Here is an 18,514-nt window from a genome sequence, read left to right as displayed (position 1 = left end):
AGATGTGACATACACGGCTAGAACAGGAGCAATTGGTGCACTCGGTGCCTTCGGCGCAACCTTCCGAGCCCACCGTCGCCAGCCTGCGTGACACCTCCGGAGACGGGTCGGCGGACTCCCTGGCGCGTTACTGGACGTTCTACCGGGCGGTGGCGGACGCCCAGCTCGCCCGGTGGCTGCCGCGCAGGCCGTCCCGCGTGCTGGACGTCTCGGGCGGGCACGGACGCAGCGCGGCCCAGGCCGCCGCGGCCGGTCACGCGGTGCTGGAGGTGCGCGACCCCGAACGCCGCGCCCGGCCCGCGTCCGGGCGCCCGGCCGAGGGAACGATCCCGCTGATCGGCGACACCGGGACGCTCTCCTACCTCGCCGACGCCTCGGTGGACGCCGTCGTCGCCGAGAACCGCGTGCTCTCCCGCCACCTGGCCACCGAGACCACGATCGCCGAGATCGCCCGCGTGCTGCGGCCCGGCGGCCGCGTCCTGGTCTGCGTCGACTCGCTCACCCTCGGCATGGCGCTGCTGGCCGAGCGGAACTACTGGGCGCACCTGTCGGACGTCCCGAGCGCCGAGGTCGTCCTCGTGCCCTGGCCGGACGGGACGATCACCCGCTCCTTCTCGTCCCACCAGCTCCGCGAGCTGCTCGCCGACGCGGGCTTCGAATGCGAGTGGATCAGGCCCCGCACCGTGCTGTCCCCCTCGACGGTCGAGCACGTCCTGGGCGAATCCCCGCGCGCTCTGCCCCGCCTCGTCCGCACGGAGCTCAACGCCCAGCAGACCGACGAGTCCCTTGGCATCCACCTGCTGGCCAGCGCGCGCCGCTAGGAGTGATCACCGGCGGTCGTGCTTGGTCTGGCAGGGGATGCAGCGGGCCGCGTCGGGACGTACCTCCAGGCGGCCCTCGGGGACGGGCCGGCCGCAGCCGACGCAGCGGCCGTAGGTTCCGGCGCCGATCCGCTCCAGTGCCGCGAGCACCCCGCCGCGGTGCCGTTCGAGCGAGTCCAGCGCCGCCTCGACGCGCTCGTGGGCGGTGAGGCCCGCCCCGGCGTCCGCGGCGGACGCGTCCCGTTCCGGGCTCTCCCCGCGGAGAATGGCGATGGAGCGGTCGAGATCTTCCAGCATGCCTCGAAGGCGGGAACGGGCGGCGGCGGCGTCCACGGTGCGGCGAACTCCTCCCGGTAAAGCCCCCGTCAGAACAGGCTGTCGGAATGGTTGCCGAAACTATCCCCAGAAATCGCCGGTTCTATGAGTTCCGGGCCGTTGTTTCGCACGCTGTTGACGGCCTTTGACACCGGGTAGGCGTCCATTGTCCCGGCCATGGCCGGGACCAGCAGGCCGCGCACCTGCTCGGTGTCGGTGAGCGCCGGATCGAGCCAGGCGTCCCAGCGGTCCGGCTCGACGATCATCGGCATCCGGTCGTGGATCCGGCCGAGGTCGTCCGGCGCGTCGGTGGTGATGACGGTGCACGTCCACAACCACTCGTCCTCGGGGGATTTCCAGAGTTCGTAAAGCCCGGCCATCGCCATCACCGCGCCGTCGCCGGGGTGGATGAAGTACGGCTGCTTCTGCGGCTTCTTCTTGGCCTTCTTCTCGCCCTCGGCCGGGTCCGGCGCGTCGCCCTGCTCCTGGATCGTGTACCACTCGAAATAGCCGTCGGCGGGCAGCAGGCAGCGCCGCCTCGCGAACGCGCGGCGGAACGACGGCTTCTCGTGCACCGTCTCGAAACGCGCGTTGATCATGCGCGAGCCGATCGACAGGTCCTTGGCCCAGGACGGGACGAGCCCCCATCGGACCGTCCGCAGCTGCCGCACCGCGGCGGCCTCCTCCGGCTCGTCCCTGGGCCGCCGCGTGAGGACGGCCGGGACCTGCTTGGTGGGCGCGACGTTGTAGTCGGGCTGGATGTCCGCGTCGACCGCGTCGAGCTGCACCTGGAACTCGTCCAGCAGCTCCTGCCGCGCGCGGGTGGTCGCATAGCGTCCGCACATGGGTCCCATCCTGCCGCGCTTGAGGCGCGGCGCGCTGGGCATGTAGCGGGTCATGCGACCCATCACGACCATGGCCCGCTCGTTCGTGGCGGCGCCGTACATCATGACCGGCCTGGACGCCCTCCGAGACCCGCGGGAACGCGCCGAGCGGGTCGGCCCGGCCGTCAAGCCGGTGGCCGACCGGATCGACTGGCTGCCGAAGGACGCCGAGACGCTCGTCCGGATGGAGGGCGCGCTCAGCGTCGGCACCGGCGTGCTGCTGCTCACCGGGAGGTTCCGGCGGCTGACCACGCTGCTGCTCGCCGCGCAGCTGGTCCCGGCCCTGGCGACCGAGCATCGCTACTGGACCGAGGACGACCCAGACCGCCGCGCCGGCGAGCGCTCGCACCTGCTGAAGAACGCCGGCATGTTCGGCGCGCTGCTCATGGTGGCGACCGAGCCGCGCCGCCCGCCGCGGACCGCGGAACTGCGCCGCGCGGCCCGCGAGACGCAGATCAGGACCGGCGCCGAGGCCAAGGCGCTGCGCCGGGAGGCCGCCGCCACGCTGCGGGAGGCGCGCCGGGAGGCGGCCCGGCAGGTGCGCATCGCCCGCGCCGAGGGCGGGCGCAAGGCCGCCAAGCAGTCCGCGAAGGCGGCGAGGTCCGGCAAGACGGTCAAGGCCCGCACCGCGTTCAAGGCGGGCCGGCTCGCCCGGGGCGGCTCGGACGTCCGGGCCGTGGCGGCCGCCCGCGCCGGAAAGGCGGCGAAGGCGGGCAGGTCCGCGGGCAAGTCGATCAAGGCCGGTACGGCGACGCGGACCGCCCAGGCGGTGAAGGCCGGCAAGACGGTCGGAACGGGAACCGCCGCGCAGGCGGGCAAGGTTCTTCAGGCGGTCAAACGCTGACTTTCCGAAGAGAACCTTAAAAGAACCTCAAAGGCGTTGAACCGCGGCCCCGGGCGGTCCCGTACTGCCTGGTGACCGCCTTCCACCACGACGGAGACGCCCCGGCCATGGCAGTTCCCGGATCGACCGGTCGCCAGAGCGGCGGGTTGCGGAGCCTGCTCCGCCGCCCCGGCCCGGCGCGACCCGCCCAGCAGTACGACGCGGCCGTGCAGGACGAGGAGATGGTGGCCGCGCTGTACCGCGAGTACCATCGGCCACTCCTCGCGTTCGTCCTCCGGCTGACGGGCGGTGACCGCCCGTGGGCCGAGGACGTCGTGCAGGAGACCATGATCAGGGCATGGCGCAGCGCGGACCGGCTCGACGACCGGACGTCCTCGCTGATGCCGTGGCTGGCCACGGTCTCCCGGCGTATCGTGATCGACAACCGGCGGCAGCGCGAGGTCCGGCCGCCGGAGGTCGGCGACGGCCCTCTGGAGAACCTGCCGATGGCGGACGAGATGGACGCGCTGCTTCGCAAGGTCGTGGTGACCGAGGCCCTGGACTCGCTGTCGCCCGCGCACCGGCAGGCGCTGACCGAGACGGTGCTGCGCGACCGGACGGTGAACCAGGCCGCCGAGTACCTGGGCATCCCGGTGGGGACGGTCAAGTCCCGCGTGTACTACGCGCTGCGCGCATTGCGCGTCGCCTTGGAGGAGAGGGGGGTGACGTCTTGAGTTCCCAGGTCGAGCACACCGATGTCGGCGCCTACGCGCTGGGCCTTCTCGAAGACGGCGACCGGCGGGAGTTCGAGGCGCATCTGCGGGAGTGCGGATCGTGCCGCGCCGAGCTGGCGGCGCTGTCCGGGACGGCCGGCGCCCTCTCCGGGCTGGCACCCGCCGCCGAACCCGGCTGGGAGGCGGGCGCGGACCGGCCGTCCACGGCCCCGGCGCCGGTGATCGACATGGTGCGCCGCAGGCGGCGCGCCGACCGGCGGTTCCGGCGCGGCGCGTACGTCCTCGGCGCCGCCGCGGCCGGTGTGGCGCTGGCCGCGGGCGTCGGCATCGGGACCGCGCTGAACGACGAGGGCTACGACCAGAAGCCGCCGGCGACGCAGGCCATCGCGGGCGACAGGTTCCACGCGACGAACGCGAGCACGGGCGCGTCCGGCACCGTCGGGCTCGTCGACAAGGGGTGGGGCACGCAGGTCGGGCTGGAGCTGCGCGGCGTCAAGGGGCCGCTGAAGTGCCACCTGGAGGCCGTGGGCAAGAACGGTGACCGCAGCGTCGTCGCCGGCTGGAGCGTCCCCGACAAGGGGTACGGCGTGCCGGGCTCGCCGAAGCCGCTGATCATGCAGGGCGGGACGGGGCTCGGCCGCGACCAGATCGACCATTTCGAAGTACGGCTCGACAGCGGCGGGACGCTGCTGACGATCCCGCTCTGACGCCGATCCCGCTCTGATGCCGATCCCGCTCTGATCGCCGTCGGGCCGGTGGCGGCCGGCCGGATAACCTTGGGGCATGTCCTCTCCGCACTGGTCCGCCCCGGTCGCCCATGCCCCGGTGGACGCCGTCGTGCCGCTGCCCGGCTCGAAGTCGATGACCAACCGGGCGCTGATCCTGGCCGCGCTGGCAGAGGCGCCGGTCTGCCTCACCCGGCCCCTGCACAGCCGCGACACCGAGCTGATGGCGGACGCCCTGCGCGCGCTGGGCGTGGGCATCGGGGAGGACGCCGCGGACTGGCAGGTGACGCCGGAGCGGCTGGCCGGCCCGGCCCGCGTCGACGTCGGGCTCGCCGGGACGGTGATGAGGTTCCTGCCGCCGGTCGCGGCGCTGGCGTCCGGTGAGGTGTCCGTCGACGGCGACCCGCGCGCCCGCGAGCGGCCGATGGGCCCGATCATCTCGGCGCTGCGGGCCCTCGGCGCCGAGATCGACGACGGCGGGCGGCGGGCGCTGCCGTTCACCGTCCGCGGCTCGGGCTCGGTGGGCGGCGGCCGTGTGACCATCGACGCGTCGGCGTCGTCCCAGCTGGTGTCGGGGCTGCTGCTGGCCGCGCCGCGGTTCGAGAAGGGCGTGGAGGTCAGGCACGAGGGACCGCCGGTGCCGTCCGCGCCGCATCTGGCGATGACCGTCCGGATGCTGCGCCAGGCGGGCGCGGAGGTCGAGACGGAGCACAACGTCTGGCGGGTGGCGCCCGGTCCGCTGCGCGGCGGCGAACGGGTGATCGAGCCGGACCTGTCGAACGCGGCGCAGTTCCTCGGCGCGGCGCTGGTCACCGGGGGGCGCGTCACCGTCCCGGACTGGCCGTCCGACACGACGCAGCCGGGCGACGCGCTGCGCGGGCTGCTCGCGGCGATGGGCGCCGAGGTGTCGCACGGGCCGGACGGCCTGACGGTGCGCGGCGCCGGCGGGTTCTCCGGGCTGGACGCCGACCTGCACGAGGTCGGCGAGCTGACGCCGGTGCTCGCGGCCCTCGCCGCCCTGGCGGACTCGCCGTCCCGGCTGACGGGCATCGCGCACCTGCGCGGCCACGAGACCGACCGGCTCGCCGCGCTGGCCGCCGAGATCAACGCGCTCGGCGGCGACGCCGCCGAGCTGCCGGACGGCCTGGAGATCCGGCCGAGGCCGCTGCGCGGCGGAGTGTTCCACACCTACGACGACCACCGCATGGTGATGGCCGCGGCCGTGCTCGGACTGGCCGTTCCCGGCATCGAAGTGGAGAATCCGGGCACCGTGGGCAAGACTCTTCCGAACTTCACCCGGCAGTGGGCGTCGATGCTGGCGCCCGCCTGACAGCAGGGACCGGACCACTGGCACGACGAGTGCACGACTATGACGAGGACGACGTCCGGGTGCGGCCCGGGCGCCGCGGGTCGCGGCCGCGCACCCGCCGCCGTCCCGCGCACGAGGACGCCTCGCCCGGGTTCGTGATCGCGGTCGACCGGGGCCGGTACCGCTGCCTGGCCGATCCCGGCACCGGCGACGAGCGCGCCGTGACCGCGATGCGGGCCCGCGAGCTCGGCCGCAAGGGCGTCGTCGTGGGCGACCGCGTGGCGCTGGTCGGGGACGTCTCCGGCGAGCAGGACACCCTCGCCCGGATCGTGCGGGTCGAGCCGCGCACGTCGTCGCTGCGCCGAACCGCCGACGACACCGACCCGTTCGAGCGGATCATCGTCGCGAACGCCGACCGGCTCGTCATCGTGACGGCGCTGGCCGATCCCGAGCCGCGCCCGCGGATGATCGACCGGCAGCTCGTCGCCGCCTACGACGCCGGGATGGACCCGCTGCTCTGCCTGACCAAGGCCGATCTCGCCGACGCGGACGACCTGGTCGCCGAGTACGCGCCGCTCGGCGTCCCGTACGTGGTGACGCGGCGCGGCGGCGACCTGGACGGGTTGCGCGGCCACCTGACCGGCCGGACGAGCGTCCTCGTCGGCCACTCGGGGGTCGGCAAGTCGACCCTGGTGAACGCCCTCGTGCCGGACGCGGAGCGGGCGGTCAGCCACGTCAACGCGGTGACCGGCCGCGGCCGGCACACGTCCTCGTCGGCGATCGCGCTGGAGCTGCCCGGCGGGGACGGCTGGATCATCGACACCCCGGGCGTGCGCAGCTTCGGTCTCGCGCACGTCGACCCGGAGAACGTGATCAACGCGTTCGAGGACCTCGCCGAGGGCGCGGCCGAGCGCTGCCCGCCCCATTGCGACCATCTTCAGGAGAGCTGCGGGCTGGACGGCTGGGTCGAGGAGGGCCGCGCCAGCCGCGCCCGCCTGGACTCCCTCCGCCGCCTCCTCGCCAGCCGCGAGGGAGAGGCCGAATAGCCCGCGACGGCAGGCCGTCCCGTCGGTATGGTCGCCTCTATGTCCCGGTTGATCGCAACGCGTTACGAGCTGGTGGAGGTGCTCGGCCGCGGCGGAATGGGCGCCGTCTGGCGGGCCCGCGACCGCACGCTCGGCCGCGAGGTGGCGATCAAGGAGGTGTCGCTGCCGCAGGGGCTGGACGACGCGCAGGTCGAGCGGATCTACGCGCGGACCTTCCGGGAGGCGCGGTCGGCGGCGCGGCTCGACCATCCCGGCATCGTGACCGTGTACGACGTCGTGGAGGAGGACGGCCGCCCCTGGATCGTGATGCAGCTCGTCCGGGCGGAGGGCCTGGACGCGGTCATCGCGCGGGAGGGGCCGCTGCCGCCGGGCCGGGTCGCGGCGATCGGCCTGGACCTGCTGGACGCGCTGGGCGCCGCGCACGCCGCCGGAGTGGTGCACCGGGACGTCAAACCGGGGAACGTGCTGATGCCGCGCGGCCGGGCCGTCCTGACCGACTTCGGGATCGCGACGATGGCGGGCGACGAGACCCTCACGCAGGCGGGGGCCATCGTCGGGTCGCCCGCGTACCTGGCGCCCGAGCAGGCCCGGCACCAGAAGGCCACCCCGGCGTCCGACCTGTGGTCGCTGGGCGGGACGCTGTACGCGGCGGTGGAGGGCCGGCCGCCGTACCGGCGCCCGGACGTGTGGGGCGTGATGGCGGCCCTCCTGTCGGACGACCCGGACCCCCTCCGGCTCGCCGGGCCCTTGGCACCCGTCCTCCACGGGCTGCTGCGCAAGGACCCCGAGCAGAGGATGCGCCCCGACGAGGCCGAGGGGATGCTCCGGCAGATCGCGCACGGTGCGCCGCTCCACACGCCGTCCGCGGCGCCGCCGCACAACGTGACGCTGCAGCCGCCGGCCGTCCCGCCGACGGTCGAGTCGCCCGCGTCCCCGCCGGCGGTGCCGCCGCGCGGGCGGCGGCGGATGCCCTGGCCGCTGCTGGTCCCGGCGGGGATCTTCACTGCCGCGCTGGTCGCCGCCGTGGTCGCGGTCGTGGTGTTCGCCAACGGCGGCGACAACGACGGCGGCAAGACGGGCGAGACCGGCAAGACCGGGGTGCCCGCCGGGTACGAGCTGTACCGGGGCTCGGCCTTCGAGGCGGCCGTTCCCAAAGGATGGAAGCAGGAGCCCTCGGGTGACGACGTCACCTTCCGCGACCCTGCCCCGGGCGTGACGCTCGGGTTCGCGATCCAGCGCATCGACTCCTCCGAAGCCGACCCCGGGGACGCTCTCGCCTCCGCGGTCAACGGCATGAAGAGCGACACCTCTCAATATCCCGACTTCAAGCAGGAGAAATTCACCCGGAACATCTCTTACCTGGGTGGGCAGGCGGCCGAGGCACAGTTCACCTTCACCAAGGACGGAAAGCCGGGCCGGGCGCGGGTGCGGGTGTTCAAGTTCGACAACGCGATGTACCAGGCGATCCTGGCCGGCGCGCAGAAGGACTGGGACCAGCGCGTACCGTACTTCGAGACGTTCCTCGACACGTTCCGGGCGCCGTCCTGAAAAGGAGAAGTTGCAGAAACTCGTGAGCGATCGCCGGGACAATGACGGCATGGAGCGGCGAGCGGTGCTCAAGGCGACGATCCTCGGCACGCTGGCCGTCGCGGGGTGTTCTGAGGAGAAGCCGAACCCGGGCGCTCACCGCCCCTCGCCGTCCCGGCCCGCCCCGACGGGTCCGGCCGACTGGAACGCCCTGGAACGCGGCCTGGACGGCAGGCTGATCCGGCCGTCCGACGCTTCCTACGCCGCGGCCAGGCGCCTCTACATCCCGCGCTACGACCGCGTCCGCCCGGCGGGCATCGCCTACTGCGAGACGCCACAGGACGTCTCCGAATGCCTTGCGTTCGCGACGTTGAAACGGATGCCGGTCGCGGTGCGTTGCGGCGGCCACAGCTACGCGGGCTGGTCGACGGGCACGGGCCTCGTCATCGACGTCTCCCCCAAGGACACGGTGAAGCGTGACGGCGACCATGCCGTCGTCGGCGCCGGGACCCGCCTGATCGACGTGTACGACAAGCTCGCCGACGACGGTGTGAGCGTCCCTGCCGGAAGCTGCCCCACGGTAGGCGTGGCGGGCCTGACGCTGGGCGGCGGCCTGGGTGTCACATCGCGCGCGTACGGGCTGTCGTGTGACGTCCTGGAGGCGGTCCAGGTCGTCACGGCGGACGGGCGTGTCGTCACCTGCGACGCACAGCGGAACGCGGACCTGTTCTGGGCGTGCCGCGGCGGAGGCGGCGGCAACTTCGGCGTCGCGGCCTCGTTCACGTTCCGGACGCACGAGGTCGGCGACGTCACGCCGTTCAGCCTGCGCTGGCCATGGTCGAAGGCCGCCGACGTGATCCGCGGCTGGCAGCGCTGGGCCCCGGCCGCGCCCGGCGAGGTCTGGACGAGCCTCCACCTCGACACCGAACCCGACCAGGGCACCCCGAGCATCGAGGTCACCGGGGTGGCGCTCGCCGACGCGGACGGGCACATGAACCGGCTGGCGGCCGCCGCGAACGCCGACCCCGCCTCATCCAGCGCGCAGAGCCGCTCCTACATGGACGCGATGAAGTTCATGGGCGGCTGTGCGGGCCAGACCGTCGGCCAGTGCCACGAGCAGGGCTCGCTGCCCGGCCAGAACCCCGCCGGCGCCTTTCCCCGGACCGACTACTCCGGAAAGTCGCACGTCGCCTACAAGCCCCTCCCCGACGACGCGATCAGCGCCCTCCTGGGCCGCTTCGGCAAGGGCAACGATGTCCGGAACCGGTCGGTGCTCATGGACGCGATGGGCGCCGCCATAGCGCGCGTAGGGCCGGGCGACACCGCCTTCCCGCATCGCAAGGGCCTGTTCTGCGTCCAGTACCTCTCGCCCGACGACGCCTGGCTGTCCGCCACCCACGACGCGATGGAGCCCTACATCGGTGGCGCGGCCTACGTGAACTACATCGACGCCGGCCTCAAGAACTGGGCGCACGCCTACTACGGCCCGAACGTGGACCGGCTCAGGAAGGTGAAGGCGGCTTACGACCCCGGACGGCTGTTCCGCTTCCCGCAGGCCGTCTAGCCCCTCGACTCCTCGAAGAGGCTCCGCGCCTTCGCCTCGGCCTCGTTCAGCGCCTGGACGTGCCGGGGCGCGAGTTCCTCCACGCACCGGGTCATCTCCTCGGTGACCTGGCTGAACGCGCTCTCCTCCGCGCCGCGCAGCGCGGCCCGGACGGTCGCCGACCGGGCGCCGAGCGCGGCCCACTCCAGCTCCAGCCGCGCGACGGCCTCGTCGAACGCACGGGACGTCTCGGCCCCGGCGGTCTTCAGCTCGTCCGGGACCGGGCCCCGCCCGGCCTTCCGCGCGTGGCTCGACAGGGTCGAGATCCGGCTGGCGAGGGTCAGGCCCTCGCGGGCCAGCGGGAGCACGTCGTGGATCAGGTCGGTGACCGCCTTGGCCAGTTCCTCGACCCGGGTCAGCAGGATCTGCGTCGCGCCCTCCAGCGCCCCGGAGGTGCGCTCGGCGACGCGCTCGGCGACGTCCTGCTGCTGCCTGGACAGCACCGGGACGACGTCGCGGTCGAGGAGCCGCCGCAGCTCCCGTTCCCGCGCGCCGCGGCCGCCGGGGCCCGCCCGGTCGGCCCAGTCCGCCCAGACCCGCTCGATGCGCTCCTCCCCGGACGCGGCGATCTCGCCGGTGATCTCGTCCAGGGCCTCGCCCACCCGGGCCTTCAGCCGTTCCACGCGCCCGTACAGCGCCTCGCGCTTGAACGGGTCGTTGAGCTCGTTGAGCTGCGCCTGCAATCGACGGGACACGTCGATGGCGTGCTCTGCCAGGGGGACGAGGCGGTCGGCGAGCTCGTCGAGCGTTTCCGCCCGGCGTGGGTCGGTCAGCTCGGCCACCCACTCGGGAAGGTCGTGCGCCATGGCCCCCATGCTGCCACCCCCCGTCCCGCGAAACCGCTCATCGCGCCCGGCGCGCCACGTCCGGCCGACCGAAAAGCCGGATCGAGCCGGGTAAGTGTGTCTGGACAGGCGGTGATCAGGGTAGCGTTGCACGCCGTGGCGGGCTATTCCGATGACCTGCGTCTCGCGCATGTGCTGGCGGACGGGGCCGACGACATCACGACCAGGCGTTTCCGCGCTCTCGATCTCAACATCGAGACGAAGCCGGACCTGACGCCGGTCAGCGACGCCGACCGCAGCGTCGAGGAGCAGATCCGCGGCACGCTGAAGCGGGCCCGCCCGCGGGACGCGGTGATCGGCGAGGAGTACGGCAAGACCGGCTACGGCAACCGCTGCTGGATCATCGACCCGATCGACGCGACGAAGAACTTCGTCCGCGGCGTCCCGGTGTGGGCGACACTGATCGCGCTGATGGAGAACGACGAGATCGTCGTCGGGGTCGTGTCGGCGCCCGCACTCAACCGCCGCTGGTGGGCGGCCCGCGGCGGCGGCGCTTGGACGGGCCGCAGCCTCACCCGCGCCACCCGCATGAACGTGTCGTCCGTGGGCGATCTCTCCGACGCGTCGCTGTCCTTCTCCAGCCTCAGCGGATGGGAGGAGCAGGGCCGCCTCACCCATTTCCTGGAGCTGACCCGGTCGGTGTGGCGGACGCGGGCGTTCGGCGACTTCTGGTCGCACATGATGGTCGCCGAGGGCGCGATCGACGTCTCGGCCGAGCCCGAGGTGTCCCTGTGGGACCTCGCCGCGCTCCAGGTGATCGTGGAGGAGGCCGGCGGCATGTTCACCGACCTGACCGGCGTCCCCGGCCCGGACGGCGGCAGCGTGGTCTGCACCAACGGCAGGCTGCACGCCGAGGTCCTCCGCACCCTGGGCGGCGGGCAGCTGTCGCTGCGGATCTGACCGGCCCGGATCTGAGGGCGGGATCTTACGGGGCGCGGCCTGGCCTTCGGCGAGACTCGCGACATATCGTGGAACAGCGGTCGCGGGACGGCCGTTGACATGATGGGCGGCCCGTAAACGGAGGTACCAGATGTCGACCCAGACAAAGCTCGTGATCGGCGGCGTCGTCGTCGGCTTCCTGACGCTGTTCGTGTTCCCGTGGTGGCTCAGCGCGCTGATCATTCTCGGGGTCCTCGGCGCACCGCTCGTCGGGTACATGATGCTCGACCCGTCCCAGCGCAAGCGGGTCCGCGCGCAGGGACGCAAGCGGCTCGGGAGCTGACGCGCCACACCGTCGGCGGGGGCAGGAGGGGGCGGCCCCCGGAGTGAGCAGGGCCCGCGCCGTTAGGGTGCGGGTGTGGCGGAGACACGGGCCGGCGTCGTCGGCGCGGGCATTCTCGGGCTGGCGATCGCGCGCCGGCTGGCGGAGACGCGTCCGGACGTGAAGGTGACGGTCCTGGACAAGGAGGACCGTGTCGCGGCCCATCAGACGGGCCACAACAGCGGCGTCGCCCACGCGGGCCTCTACTACGCGCCCGGCTCCCTGAAGGCGACGCTGTGCAGGCGCGGAATCGGCCTGCTCAAGGAATACTGCGCCGACCGGAACCTGCCGTACGAGGAGTGCGGCAAGGTGGTCGTGGCGCGCGACGCCGCCGAACTGGCCGCCCTGGACGAGATCGAGCGGCGCGCGACGGCCAACGGGGTTCCGGGGCTGCGGCGCCTGACGGGCGGGGAACTGCGCGAGATCGAACCCCACGCGGCCGGGGTCGCCGCCCTGCACTCCCCCACCACGGCCATCGCCGACTTTCCGGCGGTGGCCCGTTCACTCGCGGAGGACGTGACCAAGGGGGGCGGCGAGGTCCGGCTCGGCTTCGAGGTCGTCCGCATCGGCCGGGCGGGCGACCGCGTCACGGTCGCCTCCCCGCACGAGGAGCTGACGTTCGACCGGCTGGTGGTCTGCGCGGGCCTCCAGTCCGACCGGGTGGCGCGGCTGGCGGGCGACTCCCCGGCCCCGGCGATCATCCCGTTCCGGGGCGAGTACTACCGGCTCGTCCCGTCCAGGACGGACCTCGTCCGCGGCCTCATCTATCCCGTCCCCGACCCCCGCTACCCGTTCCTCGGCGTGCACTTCACGCGCCGCGTGGACGGCGGCGTGGACGTCGGCCCCAACGCCGTCCTGGCCCTGGCCAGGGAGGGCTACCGGCGGCGCGACGTCCGCCCCGCGGACCTGTGGGAGACCCTCCGCTGGCCGGGCTTCCGTCACCTCGCCCGGCAACACTGGCGGACGGGCGCGAGGGAGCTCTACGGCTCGGCGGTCAAGCGGGCGTTCGTCGCCGAAGCGCGCGGCTTCGTCCCGGAACTGACCGCCGCCGACGTCGTCCCGGCGCCCGCCGGAGTCCGCGCCCAGGCGGTGGACCCCGACGGCTCCCTCGTCGACGACTTCCGCATCGGACGTCTCGGCCCCGTCACCACCGTCCGCAATGCCCCGTCCCCGGCCGCGACGTCCTCTCTGGCCATCGCGGAGCACGTCACCGAGGGGTTCTAGTCCCAGAGCTTGCGGTCGTCGCCGTGCGGGTCGTTGACGACCTCGTCGGCCGGGTCGTCGAAGACGTTCACCAGGCGCGTGGACGGGTCGAACCGCGCCCAGCCGGGGTCTCCGGCGACGGCGAAGTCCACCCAGGCGCGGTGCATCCGGTCGGCGAGCGCCTGCGGCGGGTTCGGCCCGGTCAGGCCCTCGCGCTCTCCGGTCAGGTTGTCGAACACGAACCCCAGCTCCAGCGCGTGGCAGGCGCCGAGGTCGTGGTTGGGCGACCGCCAGGCGAACTCGTACATCCAGGTCCGCCCGCCCGATGCGGCGTGCCCGGCGGCGGCGCGGTCGGCGGGGATGCGGAACAGGCTGTCGGTGATGATCGTCGCCATCAGCTCGCCGGCCGTCATGTCCGGGTGGTGGTCGCGGTAGGCGGCGGGCAGCCCGGACGGGACGCCCATGCCCGCGGTGACGAAGCCCAGCACGTCGTCGGTGAGCTGGGCGGCGAGGCCGGTCGGCATCAGGAAGAACCGGAACTCCTCGGACGTGTAGCCGATGAGCAGGTCCACGCCGCTTCCGGCGCCGTCCGCGATGGCGTCCTCGGGGCGGCGGGTGAGCAGCTCGCCGTCCAGCACCGGGGTCAGCGACATCCCTCCCGCCGCGGTGGTGGCGCCCCAGCGGCCGGGGTCGGGCACCATCGAGACCTCGGCGGCGACGGCGTTCTGCACGGGGATGATCGCGGCCGGGTCGAGCGCGGCGAACGCCTTCGCGGTCGGCTCCACGCCGAGCCGCGCGGCCATCTCCGCGGTGACGAGCATCGCGTCGGCCGGGTCCTGGGCGATGGCGCCGGCGCCGCTCTGCGCGATGGCGCGGTGGAAGAGCCCGAGGTCGAGGGAGAGCAGGGTGGTGACGCTCATCCCGCCGGCCGACTCGCCGAACACCGTGACCCGGGAGGGGTCGCCGCCGAAGCCCGCGATGTTGTCGCGGACCCACTCCAGCGCGAAGATCTGGTCGCGCAGCCCCCGGTTGAGCGGCGCGCCGGGCAGATTCGCGAAGCCCTCGACGCCGAGCCGGTAGTTGATCGTCACGCAGACGACGCCGTCGCGCGCGAAGTTGTGGCCGTCGTACACGGGCACGGCGCCGGACCCGTTCCGGAACGCGCCGCCGTGGATCCACACCATGACGGGCAACCCCGGGCCGCCGGGCTCCGGCGACGCGTCGTCCAGGGGCCCTGAGAAACAGGGCGTCCAGACGTTCAGGTTCAGGCAGTCCTCGCCCGGGATGTCGGGGTCGGGAACGAGCTTGTCGAACGGCCGTGGGTAGCCCGGCTTGGGGGCGGTCGGCCCGTATTCGACGGTGTCGCGGACGCCGTCCCACGGCTCCGGCGGGCGCGGCGGCCGGAAGCGGTTCGGCCCGAACGGCGGCGCGGCGTAGGGGATGCCGAGGAAGGCGGTGACGCCGTCCCGTGCGGTGCCGCGAACCCTCCCATAGGACGTCTGAACGACCGCCGCCATGCCGCCGCCTCCGGCTCTAGAACGAAATTCGATAACCAGGAGCGTACGGGACGGGCGCGGGCGGCGGAACGTCCGGCGTCAGCCGTTTCCGGGGCGCAGCATCCGGGTGAGGTAGTCGCGGGCGAACGCGCGGATGGCGTCCTCGTCGTCCAGGGCGAGCCCGCCGCCCGGCAGGAGCAGCAGCGACACCGCGAGGCGCAGCAGCACCTCGGCGACGGTGTCGTGGTCCTCGGCGTCGCCGGGGCGGGCGCGGCGCAGCCGGTCGGCGAGGATGTCGCGGGCGGCGAGCATCACCGCGCCGCCGTTCATGCCGAGCTGCGGCAGGAACGCCTCCGGCTCGCTCGTCAGGACCCGCGTCATGAGCGGGTGGGTGCGGGCGCTCTGCAGCCCGACGACGAACCCCTCGACCACGGCGTCCTCGGGGGACGCCAGATCCTCGGTGGCCTCGGCGATCGCGGTGAGGAACCGGCGGCACTCGCGCAGGATCACGGCCTGGAGCAGCTGCTCCTTGTTGGTGAACCGCCGGTAGATCGTGGTGCGCGCGACCCCGGCCCGCTTCGCGACGTCCTCGACGCTGACCCTGCGCAGCCCGTAGGTCTCGAACTCCGCGAGCGCGGCGTCGAGGATGCGGGTGTCGAGATCGTCGGCGTCGGCCTCCGGGGTCGCGAGCCGGTCCCGCAGTGTCGCGTCCGTGGTCATAGCCGCACCCTAGCCGTCCGGGGCGCCCGGTTCGCGGCCGCCGAGCGCAACACAGTTACAATAATCGTCGTTCTGTAGTTCTGTCTCGGATCCCGGCGGTGCACATGACGGACCAGGCCGACGCGCGACCCCCGGCTCCCCTCGGGCTCGGCTCGCTGACCTGGCGGTACTTCGGCGACACCCGGATGGTCCTCGTCGGGCCGCGGGCGGCCGTCCTGCAGAACATGCTCCCCGCGCTCGGCCAGGGCGTCCTCGACCATTCGGTGTTCTTCTCCGACACGTTCGCGAGGGTGAAGCGGTCGGCCGGGCCGATCCTGGACACGGTCTACGGCGCTGAGCGGTCCGCCGAGACGGGCCGGAAGGTCCGCGACTACCACCGCGACATCAAGGGGACGATGCCGGACGGCTCCCGCTACCACGCGCTCGATCCCGAGACCTACTACTGGGCGCACGCGACCTTCCTCGACAACATGCTGTACGGCGTCGAGACGTTCATCAGGCCCCTGGACGAGGCGGAGAGGCGCCAAATCTACGAGGAGTCCAAGACCTGGTTCCGGATGTACGGGGTCAGCGACCGGGCCATGCCGGACGACTGGGAGGCGTTCCAGGCGTACTGGAAGCGGATGCTGGACGAGGGGATCGTCCCGCACAAGACCGCCAGGTACGGCGTCGGCTACGTCACGAAGGGCCTGCCCGCCCCCGCGAAGGTCCCGGCACCGGTGTGGCGGACGGTGTCGCCGCCGCTGAACGCGGTCGCCCGGTTCATCACGGTCGGCGGCCTGCACCCGCGGATGCGCGAACTGCTGGATCTCCCGTGGACCGCCGCCGACGAGCGCCGCTACCGGCGCTTCGCGGCGGCCGTCCGTGCGGCGAACCGCGTGTGGCCGCTGCTCCCCGAGGCCGTCCGCTACCTCCCCCAGGCCCGCCGCGCCTTCCGCAGGGCCCGGCGGGCGGCCGGGGCCGCCTAGGACCCGGTGCGGATCCTGGCGTCGTACGCCTTGCGGACCTCCGGGTCGTACTCCAGGAAGATCTTGTCGAGCCCGTAGCGGCGGGCGACGGCCCGCCTGACCCGGTCGGGCAGCAGCGCCCCGAGCCGCGCCTGCCTGCCGAGCTTCTTCGGGACGACGACCTGCGGGCGCGGGCGTCCGATCAGCTCGACGACGGCGGCGGCGATGTCCTCGGGCTCGCAGTTGCGCTGGCCCTTCGGGCTGCTCGTCCCGGCGACCAGGTCGGTGTTGGTGAACGTCGGCAGGACCGCGCTGACATGCACGCCCCGGTCCCGCACCTCCAGCCGGGTCGCCTCGGTGAACGCGATGACGGCGGCCTTGCTGGCGTTGTAGAGCGCGAGGCCCGGGGTGAACATCACGCCGGCCAGGGAGGCGACGTTGATGATGTGGCCCGAACCGCGCGGCAGCATCCGGCCGAGCGCGAGCTTGGTGCCGAGCATGACGCCGTGCAGGTTGATGTCGACGCAGCGGTGGGCGTCGGCATCGCTCTCGTCCGTGACCGGCCCGATCGGCATGATCCCCGCATTGTTGATCACGACGTCGGGCGGCCCGGCGGCCTCCTCGGCCCGGTCGAGGAACGCGGTGAACGACTCGCGGGAGGTGACGTCCACGGCCAGGCCCGTGACGCCGAGCGACTCGGCGGCCTCCTTGACGGCGGCCTCGTCGATGTCGCCGATGACGATCGTGGCGCCCTTCGCCTTCAGCGCGCGGGCGGTGGCGAGGCCGATCCCCCGCGCGGCCCCGGTGATGACGACGACCTTGCTCATGAGTTGTGCTCCAGACGGTCGAGACGAACGGGCAGGCCGTCCTTCGGCGACGGAAGGGACGTGGTGTCCAGCGGCCATTCGTACCGCGCGGGCACGCTCCACCGATACCGCTGCAGCACCTGGTGCAGGATCGTCTTCACCTGCATCCCTGCGAAGTGCAACCCGATGCACTTGTGCGCGCCGCCGCCGAACGGCGACCACGCGTACTTGTGGGCCTTGTCCTCGCGGCGCTCCGGGGAGAACCGCCCGGGGTCGAACTCGTCCGGGTCGGTCCACCAGTCGGCCATGTGGTGGTTGCCGAGCATCGGCACCACGACGGTCGTGCCCACCGGGATGTGGAACCCGAGGATGGAGGTGTCCTTGACGACCTTGCGCGGCAGCGCCGGGACGGGCGTGACCAAGCGCATCGACTCCTTCATCACCATGTCGATGCCGGTGAAGGCGTCCAGGTCGTCGAAGCCGGGCTGCGCCGTGCCGAGGTCCAGCGACTCCTCGCGCAGCCGTTCCTGCCATTCGGGATGCTTGGCCAGGTAGTACGCCATGGTCGTCAGCGTGATGGTGGTCGTGTCGTGCGCCGCCATCAGCGCGAAGATCATGTGGTTGACGACGTCCTCGTCGGTGAACCGCTCGCCGTCGTCGGTCTCGGCCTGGCACAGCGCCGCGAACAGGTCGTCTCCACCGTCACGGCGCTTGGCGGGCAGGTGCCGATGGAAGAACTCCTCCAGGACCTTGCGGGCCCGCAGGCCGCGGTGCCAGCGCAGGCCGGGGACGGGATACCGGACGTAGGCCGTCCCCGCGCGGACGGCGTCGATGAAGGCGCCGTTGATCCGCGCGCGTTCGGCGTCGTCCAGTTCGACGCCCATGAAGACGTCCGCCGCGAGGTCGAGCGTGAGCTTCTTGACGTGGTCGTAGACCTTGAATCCCTGGCCCGGCTCCCACGACTCGACGCCCTTGACGATGCCGGGCGCCATCGCGTCCATGTAGGCGCGCAGCCGGGGGCGGGTGAACGCCTGCTGCATGATGCGGCGGTGGTGCAGGTGCTCCTCGAAGTCGAGGAGCATGATGCCGCGGTTGAAGAACGGGCCGATGAAGTAGCTCCACGCGGGCCCGTTCGCGAAGGCCTTGTCCCGGTTGACCAGGACGATCTCGGCCGCCTCGGGGCCGTGGACGGTGACCGTCCGCTGGCCGAGCAGCCATCCCCAGGAGACCGCGCCGTACTCGGCGTACCGTTTGCGGGCCATCCCGATCGGGTCGCGCATCACGGCGAGCGTGCTGCCGATGTACGGGACGCCGGGCACCCCGGGGACCGGTTTCAGGCCGCTGCCCTGCGGCGGCGGCGCGAGGACGCTCGTCATGAACCCTCCGGAGGCGTGCAACAAAGAATCGAATTCTGTTGCTTTGTTCTTAACGTAGCGGGCGCCGGTAAGT

General features: G+C 72.8%; 19 protein-coding genes. 12 read left to right on the top strand and 7 right to left on the bottom strand.

The window, feature by feature from the left end; genetic code table 11:
• Positions 1 to 35 precede the first annotated feature (35 nt).
• Positions 36 to 821 (top strand): methyltransferase domain-containing protein, encoded by a 786-nt coding sequence (locus ACQPZP_RS11005; RefSeq protein ID WP_433477531.1) that lies wholly within the window; start codon positions 36 to 38, stop codon positions 819 to 821.
• 6 nt (positions 822 to 827) lie between these two features.
• Here ACQPZP_RS11005 and ACQPZP_RS11000 read toward each other — a convergent pair whose 3' ends face one another.
• Both ACQPZP_RS11000 and ACQPZP_RS10995 read right to left on the bottom strand, forming a co-directional pair.
• Positions 828 to 1,154: a TraR/DksA family transcriptional regulator gene (locus ACQPZP_RS11000; protein WP_433477530.1), complete on the bottom strand. Its 327-nt coding sequence runs from the start codon at positions 1,152 to 1,154 to the stop codon at positions 828 to 830.
• 32 nt (positions 1,155 to 1,186) lie between these two features.
• Entirely contained in the window at positions 1,187 to 2,053 is an 867-nt protein-coding gene (locus ACQPZP_RS10995) for an SOS response-associated peptidase (protein WP_433477529.1), read from the bottom strand.
• On the opposite strand from ACQPZP_RS10995, the gene ACQPZP_RS10990 reads away from it, so the two are divergent.
• The 7 genes from ACQPZP_RS10990 to ACQPZP_RS10960 all read left to right on the top strand — a co-directional run bounded on the left by ACQPZP_RS10990 (position 2,034) and on the right by ACQPZP_RS10960 (position 9,748).
• On the top strand, positions 2,034 to 2,864 hold the full coding sequence (locus ACQPZP_RS10990) for a DoxX family membrane protein (protein ID WP_433477528.1): 831 nt from the start codon (positions 2,034 to 2,036) through the stop codon (positions 2,862 to 2,864). The two genes, ACQPZP_RS10995 and ACQPZP_RS10990, sit on opposite strands and share 20 nt — an antisense overlap.
• A 107-nt stretch (positions 2,865 to 2,971) precedes the next feature.
• Positions 2,972 to 3,577 carry a sigma-70 family RNA polymerase sigma factor gene (locus tag ACQPZP_RS10985; protein ID WP_433467638.1) on the top strand — a complete coding sequence of 202 codons (606 nt, stop codon included), beginning with the start codon at positions 2,972 to 2,974 and terminating at the stop codon, positions 3,575 to 3,577.
• Entirely contained in the window at positions 3,574 to 4,284 is a 711-nt protein-coding gene (locus ACQPZP_RS10980; RefSeq protein WP_433477527.1) for a zf-HC2 domain-containing protein, read from the top strand. The genes ACQPZP_RS10985 and ACQPZP_RS10980 overlap by 4 nt, the downstream gene beginning before the upstream one ends.
• 76 nt (positions 4,285 to 4,360) lie before the next feature.
• A complete protein-coding gene (aroA, locus tag ACQPZP_RS10975) occupies positions 4,361 to 5,632 on the top strand; it encodes a 3-phosphoshikimate 1-carboxyvinyltransferase (protein WP_433477526.1) in 1,272 nt (423 codons plus the stop codon).
• A 29-nt stretch (positions 5,633 to 5,661) separates the two neighbouring features.
• Positions 5,662 to 6,657 carry a ribosome small subunit-dependent GTPase A gene (gene rsgA / locus ACQPZP_RS10970; RefSeq protein WP_433477525.1) on the top strand — a complete coding sequence of 332 codons (996 nt, stop codon included), beginning with the start codon at positions 5,662 to 5,664 and terminating at the stop codon, positions 6,655 to 6,657.
• Positions 6,658 to 6,696: 39 nt separating this feature from the next.
• The gene (locus ACQPZP_RS10965; RefSeq protein WP_433477524.1) at positions 6,697 to 8,205 is read left to right on the top strand and encodes a serine/threonine-protein kinase; all 1,509 of its coding nucleotides are present in this window, start codon (positions 6,697 to 6,699) and stop codon (positions 8,203 to 8,205) included.
• A gap of 49 nt (positions 8,206 to 8,254) precedes the next feature.
• A complete protein-coding gene (locus ACQPZP_RS10960; protein WP_433477523.1) occupies positions 8,255 to 9,748 on the top strand; it encodes an FAD-binding oxidoreductase in 1,494 nt (497 codons plus the stop codon).
• Here the strand turns inward: ACQPZP_RS10960 and ACQPZP_RS10955 are convergent.
• Positions 9,745 to 10,593: a hypothetical protein gene (locus tag ACQPZP_RS10955; protein ID WP_433477522.1), complete on the bottom strand. Its 849-nt coding sequence runs from the start codon at positions 10,591 to 10,593 to the stop codon at positions 9,745 to 9,747. The two genes, ACQPZP_RS10960 and ACQPZP_RS10955, sit on opposite strands and share 4 nt — an antisense overlap.
• Before the next feature lie 135 nt (positions 10,594 to 10,728).
• Between ACQPZP_RS10955 and hisN the strand changes: the two genes are divergently transcribed.
• The 3 genes from hisN (at position 10,729) to lhgO (ending at position 13,117) form a co-directional block, all read left to right on the top strand.
• Entirely contained in the window at positions 10,729 to 11,532 is an 804-nt protein-coding gene (gene hisN, locus ACQPZP_RS10950) for a histidinol-phosphatase (RefSeq protein ID WP_433477521.1), read from the top strand.
• A gap of 130 nt (positions 11,533 to 11,662) precedes the next feature.
• Positions 11,663 to 11,854 (top strand): hypothetical protein, encoded by a 192-nt coding sequence (locus ACQPZP_RS10945; protein WP_141577897.1) that lies wholly within the window; start codon positions 11,663 to 11,665, stop codon positions 11,852 to 11,854.
• 75 nt (positions 11,855 to 11,929) lie between these two features.
• Entirely contained in the window at positions 11,930 to 13,117 is a 1,188-nt protein-coding gene (gene lhgO / locus ACQPZP_RS10940; protein ID WP_433477520.1) for an L-2-hydroxyglutarate oxidase, read from the top strand.
• On the opposite strand, the gene ACQPZP_RS10935 is transcribed toward lhgO, so the two are convergent.
• Positions 13,114 to 14,613: a carboxylesterase/lipase family protein gene (locus ACQPZP_RS10935; RefSeq protein ID WP_433477519.1), complete on the bottom strand. Its 1,500-nt coding sequence runs from the start codon at positions 14,611 to 14,613 to the stop codon at positions 13,114 to 13,116. The genes lhgO and ACQPZP_RS10935 overlap by 4 nt on opposite strands.
• A gap of 78 nt (positions 14,614 to 14,691) precedes the next feature.
• Positions 14,692 to 15,312, bottom strand: coding sequence for a TetR/AcrR family transcriptional regulator (locus tag ACQPZP_RS10930; RefSeq protein ID WP_433477518.1), 621 nt, complete (start codon positions 15,310 to 15,312; stop codon positions 14,692 to 14,694).
• 104 nt (positions 15,313 to 15,416) lie between these two features.
• Between ACQPZP_RS10930 and ACQPZP_RS10925 the strand changes: the two genes are divergently transcribed.
• Positions 15,417 to 16,280, top strand: a complete 864-nt coding sequence (locus ACQPZP_RS10925; protein WP_433477517.1) for an oxygenase MpaB family protein — start codon at positions 15,417 to 15,419, stop codon at positions 16,278 to 16,280.
• On the opposite strand, the gene ACQPZP_RS10920 is transcribed toward ACQPZP_RS10925, so the two are convergent.
• On the bottom strand, positions 16,277 to 17,086 hold the full coding sequence (locus ACQPZP_RS10920) for an SDR family oxidoreductase (RefSeq protein WP_433477516.1): 810 nt from the start codon (positions 17,084 to 17,086) through the stop codon (positions 16,277 to 16,279). The genes ACQPZP_RS10925 and ACQPZP_RS10920 overlap by 4 nt on opposite strands.
• On the bottom strand, positions 17,083 to 18,441 hold the full coding sequence (locus ACQPZP_RS10915) for a cytochrome P450 (protein ID WP_433477515.1): 1,359 nt from the start codon (positions 18,439 to 18,441) through the stop codon (positions 17,083 to 17,085). Before ACQPZP_RS10915 ends, ACQPZP_RS10920 begins: the two co-directional genes overlap by 4 nt.
• Positions 18,442 to 18,514 lie beyond the last annotated feature (73 nt).

It is taken from the genome of Spirillospora sp. CA-142024, from assembly GCF_050942325.1.
GTDB lineage: Bacteria > Actinomycetota > Actinomycetes > Streptosporangiales > Streptosporangiaceae > Spirillospora.
Note: the sequence above shows the minus strand (reverse complement) of the source record. Positions and strands in the feature narration are given on the sequence as shown.